The organism is Vibrio sp. 970 (genome assembly GCF_033339075.1).
In genome coordinates this window covers 1-5,252 of sequence record NZ_JAWOTW010000042.1, presented here as the reverse complement: position 1 = coordinate 5,252, position 5,252 = coordinate 1, and the positions used below count along the sequence as shown (strand labels likewise).

General features: G+C 41.5%; 6 protein-coding genes and 1 pseudogene. 1 reads left to right on the top strand and 6 read right to left on the bottom strand.

Going from position 1 to position 5,252, the window contains the following annotated elements; genetic code table 11:
• Positions 1 to 243 precede the first annotated feature (243 nt).
• Together R7Q11_RS24420 and R7Q11_RS24415 are read right to left on the bottom strand one after the other, a co-directional pair.
• Entirely contained in the window at positions 244 to 798 is a 555-nt protein-coding gene (locus tag R7Q11_RS24420) for a hypothetical protein (protein ID WP_225466805.1), read from the bottom strand.
• Positions 799 to 1,582: 784 nt separating this feature from the next.
• Entirely contained in the window at positions 1,583 to 1,942 is a 360-nt protein-coding gene (locus R7Q11_RS24415) for a hypothetical protein (RefSeq protein ID WP_041061777.1), read from the bottom strand.
• Between the two features lie 248 nt (positions 1,943 to 2,190).
• On the opposite strand from R7Q11_RS24415, the pseudogene R7Q11_RS24410 reads away from it, so the two are divergent.
• Positions 2,191 to 2,494: pseudogene (locus R7Q11_RS24410) on the top strand (hypothetical protein).
• Positions 2,495 to 2,700: 206 nt separating this feature from the next.
• Here R7Q11_RS24410 and R7Q11_RS24405 read toward each other — a convergent pair.
• The 4 genes from R7Q11_RS24405 to R7Q11_RS24390 form a co-directional block, all read right to left on the bottom strand.
• Positions 2,701 to 3,060 (bottom strand): hypothetical protein, encoded by a 360-nt coding sequence (locus tag R7Q11_RS24405; protein WP_171343494.1) that lies wholly within the window; start codon positions 3,058 to 3,060, stop codon positions 2,701 to 2,703.
• Positions 3,061 to 3,322: 262 nt separating this feature from the next.
• Positions 3,323 to 3,523 carry a hypothetical protein gene (locus tag R7Q11_RS24400; protein WP_086046822.1) on the bottom strand — a complete coding sequence of 67 codons (201 nt, stop codon included), beginning with the start codon at positions 3,521 to 3,523 and terminating at the stop codon, positions 3,323 to 3,325.
• A 526-nt stretch (positions 3,524 to 4,049) separates the two neighbouring features.
• A complete protein-coding gene (locus R7Q11_RS24395) occupies positions 4,050 to 4,688 on the bottom strand; it encodes a class I SAM-dependent methyltransferase (protein WP_225466804.1) in 639 nt (212 codons plus the stop codon).
• A 134-nt stretch (positions 4,689 to 4,822) separates the two neighbouring features.
• On the bottom strand, positions 4,823 to 5,158 hold the full coding sequence (locus tag R7Q11_RS24390; protein ID WP_031781252.1) for an energy transducer TonB: 336 nt from the start codon (positions 5,156 to 5,158) through the stop codon (positions 4,823 to 4,825).
• Between the last annotated feature and the right edge of the window lie 94 nt (positions 5,159 to 5,252).

Sequence of the window (5,252 nt, the reverse complement as noted above, 5' to 3'; positions counted from 1 at the left end):
TTTCCTTTTTTAATTTTGACTTTTAGGCCAGAACTTCTTAACGAATTAGCTAAATCTTCCATGATTGATTATCTCCATTTCTGCGAGCGCATAACGCCCTGTTAAGGTGTGAGCAACGCAATACTGAGGCCGCCGCATACCACCTTAAACACTAAAACCAACGCATAGTAAAAATGCCACGCGTTGCGAATCACTCTTAAACAGATTGTTAGTTGCCTTGAACAACAAATACAGATGCTCAAACTATGCTGAGTTATTTTTATCAGAAGCAGACACTGTTGTTACCACTTCACTTAACTCATATGTCACAGATTGTAATCTTATAAACTTGTCTTGATCAGCCATAGTGCAGTTCTCTCTATATTCTTCAAGTACTTCTAGTAACTCGCTTACAGAACCTGTTAACTTCTTTTTTGCATTAATAAGATATGACAAGTTTTCATACTCATAATCTCTAATGTAAGCTGTTTCAGAACGGACTTGAGCAACAGTTTTCTTTCTAGAAAGGTCTAACCTTTTAGGAATTAGCCAGCCACTATTAAAGCGATCGTATAACAAGTTGAGCATTGGCAATACAACAAGGTAAGCAAGTGACAGAGACAAAGGGTAAATCACATCATCCAGAAGTAACCAGTCTTTATTACGCAGTATCTCTATTTTCATTTGTGTATCAACAAGGAGAAATATACTGACTCCTTTGATATGTAGCGATATCCACGCAAAAACAAAAGCACCAATAAACGGATTTGTAAGCCTTGAGTTTATATTATCTTTAAGCGAGGAAATCATACTATCCATTAAAACTCCTAAATTTAACTATTGCTTTGGCAACTAACGCCCTGCTAAGGGGTGAGCAACGCAATACAAAAGCCGCCGCATATCGCCTTAAACACTAAAAACAACGCATAGTGAAAATGCCACGCGTTGCGAATCCCTCTTGAGCAGTTTGTTAGTCGCGAGGCACCGAGCGCCAATTTTAAGCCGAGCCAATCTTTTCTAACAACAAAATTTATGTGCTTTTATGCACTTACGTCAGGCGTAGTCTCAAAGCGACTACTCAATGAAACCACTTAGAACAACCAACGCCGCAGAAAACGGACTGACAACACCAAAAAGCGCTTTTGGAAAAACTAATCTGACAGTGCGGACTTTCAACAAAGTCACTGAAACCACGTGAAACTTACCACACCAAAGAAAACGTCATTTCAGCGAGTAAATCGGCTTTTGAACCAACAAAGTCACCGAGCGGAGTTGCAATCCAAAACAAACTCTCGATTGCCCTGCTCTGTCAGCACCAAAGAACAAAATAACCACTAGGACACTTGCAAAATTTTGGACTCAAAACAGCTAAAACTAAGTTCTAATGATCGATGATGAATCTGTGTTCCAAACAAACTGCTGCTAAATTTTAAGCTCAGAAACATGATTTTGATTGCTAGCTTTTTCTGGCGACTAACGCCTTGTTAAGGTGTGAGGCACGCAATACCGAAGCCTCCGCATATCACCTTAAACACAAAACCTGAAGCATAGTAAAAATGCCACGCGTGCCGAATCACTCTTGAACAATTTGTTATGTGATTTTTTACTTGGCTGTCTTCATGTACATTTGACATACAGCCTGAACATCTTGGAAGTCACTAGTTCTCCAGAAAGGTTGATGCATAAAACCCTTATTTGCGTTTTTTTGCTTATAACCATCAGCACAGCGACCAAAGTATGACGTCAGGGTCGGCACCAGTTCTTTTTCTAATGATTTGCCGCTAACTGAAATATCATAGCCACCAATCGATGGCGATACCCAAAGCCTACCGTTGGCACCACTCACACTAATATGTTTTTTTGTGATCTTTTGTTGGTGCAAAACTAAAGAGCAGCCAAAACTACTATTTAAATCTGCAACAACACCCCTGAGCAGGTTATATACCATGTCTGCTTGATTCATTTGATACCTCTCGAATCACATAACGCCCTGCTAAGGGGTGAGCAACGCAATACCGAAGCCGCCGCAAACCACCTTAATCACTAAATTCAACGCATAGTGAAAATGCCACGCGTTGCGAATCCCTCTTGAGCAGTTTGTTAGTCGCGAGGCACCGAGCGACAATTTTAAGCCGAACTAAACTTTGCGAACAACAAACTTTATGTGCTTTGATGCATTTAAGTCAGGCGTAGTCTCAAAGCGGCTACTCAATGAAACCACTTAGAACAAACAACGTCGTAGAAAACGGACTGACAACACCAAAAAGCGCTTTTGGAAAGCCAATCTCACAGTACGGACTTTCAACAAAGTCACTGAAACCACGTGGAACTTACAACACCAGAGAAAACGTCATTTCAGCGAGTAAATCGGCTTTTGTACCCAACAAACTCACCGAGCAGAGTTGCAACCAAAAACAGACTCTCGACTGCCCTGTTCTGTCAGCACCAAAGGACAAAACAACCGCTAGGACACTTGCCAAGCTTTGGGGTTAAAACAGCAGAAACTGAGTTTTGACCATCGACGATGAATCTGTATACCAAACAAACAGCTGCCAAATTTTGAGCTAAGAAACATGATTTTGATTACTAGCTTTTTCTGGCGACTAACGCCCTGTTAAGGTGTGAGCAACGCTATACCGACGCTTCCGCACACCACCTTAAACACTAAAAGCAACGCATAGTGAAAATGCCACGCGTTGCGAATCACTCTTAAACAGTTTGTTATGCGCTTTGCTCCACTAATTCAGCTGTTCCAATACAAGCGACTCGTCCTTCAATATGAGTAACTATATCTCCGGAGAACTGATGATTAAGCTGAACTTGAACATTAGGTAGGCCTATTGGTGCAATATTAATTAAGTACCCATCTTTTATGGTTTCCACTACGTATTTATGCTCGCCAGAAACTTTAAGCTCAGATAGAACGACACCTAAATTGCTATCGATTACCTCTGCAGATGACGCAGATAAACTGAAAACACATTCCCCCGACTCGCCTGAATTGGGAGCTAACAACATGAAGCCCACATGTCTACCATCTATTGTTTTCAATACCATCGCTTTTGGTAGTTCATTATCCATATATCCCTCGATATTTAAATGCACTAGCGCATAACGCCGCGTTAAGTGGTGAACAACGCAAACCACCAAACCTAAACCATTGTACCTTACTCACTTAACCTAACTTGAACTGAAATCGCTAAGCGTTGTGAATCCGTCTTAAACGCCTTGTTAGGCGAAGTTTCCCACCAGTCTTTAAGTTGGTTTGAAAGCAGATTACCCGAAACCAAATAAGCAACCAAACACCCACTGACTTTTTGTGATTCAAGAACCATAAAAGCCACTATGTTTCAGCCAAGGTTTCAACAACCACGAAATGCTGACCTTCAGCAACAAAGCAGGTTTGAACCCGTAAAGCCCAAAGGTGCAAACTCACAGCAAATTCAAAAACCTCAATTGACTTGCCCTTGCCACACTTTGAACCAGTGAAATTCACCGTCAACCAGCCCCATAAAACAATGAGGCAACCCACGAATTTTGGCATGTTTTACGCTTGAAGGAATTCAAGAATTTGAGCCGACAATACGAAATTGCCGACTTAGAAAAGCGAATAGCCAAAGAGAACTAAGAAGATGAGAACAAAGAACTTTCCTGCCCGTCGCCTAACGCCGCGTTAAGTAGTGAACTAAAGCTGCAAATTTAAAACGAGAACGAAAGCCTCGATTAACTTGCCCTTTCCACACTTTGAGCCAGTGAAATTCACAACCAACAGACTGTGAAAACCAATGAGGCAATCCGCGAACTTTGGCATGTTTTACGGCAGAAGAGATTAAAGAATTTGAGTCGACAATGTTGAATTGCCGACTTAGAAAAATGAATGATCAAAGAGAACTAAGAAGATGAGAACAAAGAACTTTCCTGCCCGCCGCCTAACGCCTTGTTAAGGTGTGAGGCACGCAATACCGAACCCTCCGCATAACACCCTAACCACTAAACCTGACGCATAGCAAAAATGCCACGCGTGCCGAATCACTCTTGAACAATTTGTTAGCAGTTTTTTCTACACAAAATTATGCTTTTATCGCATACACCGTTATGTGGTTTGAAGTTTCACGCTCATAGACACTGACATGAAGCACTTGGAACCCTGCTTTCTCTAGTTCAACAACTAGATCACTTTCAGAGGTAACATGACGATATGGACTGCCATCCCTATAAGTTTCATAGCTAATTTCATTTTTAGAGCACAAGCTACTGACAAAAAATACCCCGTTTTCAGACAGTGAACGATAAACATGACTCAAAAATATGACTCGATCTGCACCGATAATGCAATGCAAGCAATTACCGTCAATGACAACATCATAACGTTCTGGAAGTTCAAGAGACGCTACCGTTAGGTCCGCTAAATAATAATTACCCTCGACTCCTGTTGCTCTGGCTTTTTCCTTTGCCCATTCAATTGCGGTTGGTGAAATATCTATACCTACCACCTCAAAGCCTAACTTCTGGAAAGCTCTGCAATGATGTCCTTCACCGCAACCTAGTTCGAGCAGTTTACCTTGCACCGGTCGTTTAAATAGCTCGAGAAAACGCTCAACTAAAACTGCTTTAGACATTCGCTCGTTGCCACCCCAACCTTCCCAGCCAGCTTCGCGAGCTTCAACATACATGTGTTCATGAACTTGGTAGTTTTGTTTCATATTCATCCTTGACTGCTAACGCCCTGCTAAGGGGTGAGCAACGCAATACAAAAGCCGCCGCATACCACCTTAAGCACTAAAATCAACGCATAGCAAAAATGCCACGCGTTGCGAATCCCTCTTAAGCAGTTTGTTATGTGTCAAATTTTAAACTCGAACTTAGCTTTTTTAGGGCCAGTTTCCCCTTTTTCGGAAGGCGCATACTTCCGTTTTGATAATATTCGCACAGCTTCAGCATCGAATACTCCTTTAGGTACAGAATCAGTAACCATTATGTCAATCACATCACCCTGACTATTAATATTAAACGTGAGTACAACAGTACCGACTAATTTGTTTTTCCTTGAACCTTTATGATTCCTAGGCGATACACTGTCCCGAGCTTTGTGTTCTCGATAATTTGGGGAACTAGCACTTTCAATTAAACCAGCGCAGCCAGACAATAATGCCGCTATAAATAATATTAAAATCTTCATACTTAATCTTTGACAACATAACGCCTTGTTAAGGTGTGAGGCACGCAATACCTAAGTCTCCGCATACCACATTAACCACTAAAGCCAACGCATA

Coding starts and splice junctions, on each gene's coding strand:
- R7Q11_RS24400 (WP_086046822.1), bottom strand. CDS start 3,523: ATGCCAAAATTCGTGGGTTGCCTCATTGTTTTATGGGGCTGGTTGACG.
- R7Q11_RS24405 (WP_171343494.1), bottom strand. CDS start 3,060: ATGGATAATGAACTACCAAAAGCGATGGTATTGAAAACAATAGATGGT.
- R7Q11_RS24420 (WP_225466805.1), bottom strand. CDS start 798: ATGGATAGTATGATTTCCTCGCTTAAAGATAATATAAACTCAAGGCTT.
- R7Q11_RS24415 (WP_041061777.1), bottom strand. CDS start 1,942: ATGAATCAAGCAGACATGGTATATAACCTGCTCAGGGGTGTTGTTGCA.
- R7Q11_RS24390 (WP_031781252.1), bottom strand. CDS start 5,158: ATGAAGATTTTAATATTATTTATAGCGGCATTATTGTCTGGCTGCGCT.
- R7Q11_RS24395 (WP_225466804.1), bottom strand. CDS start 4,688: ATGAATATGAAACAAAACTACCAAGTTCATGAACACATGTATGTTGAA.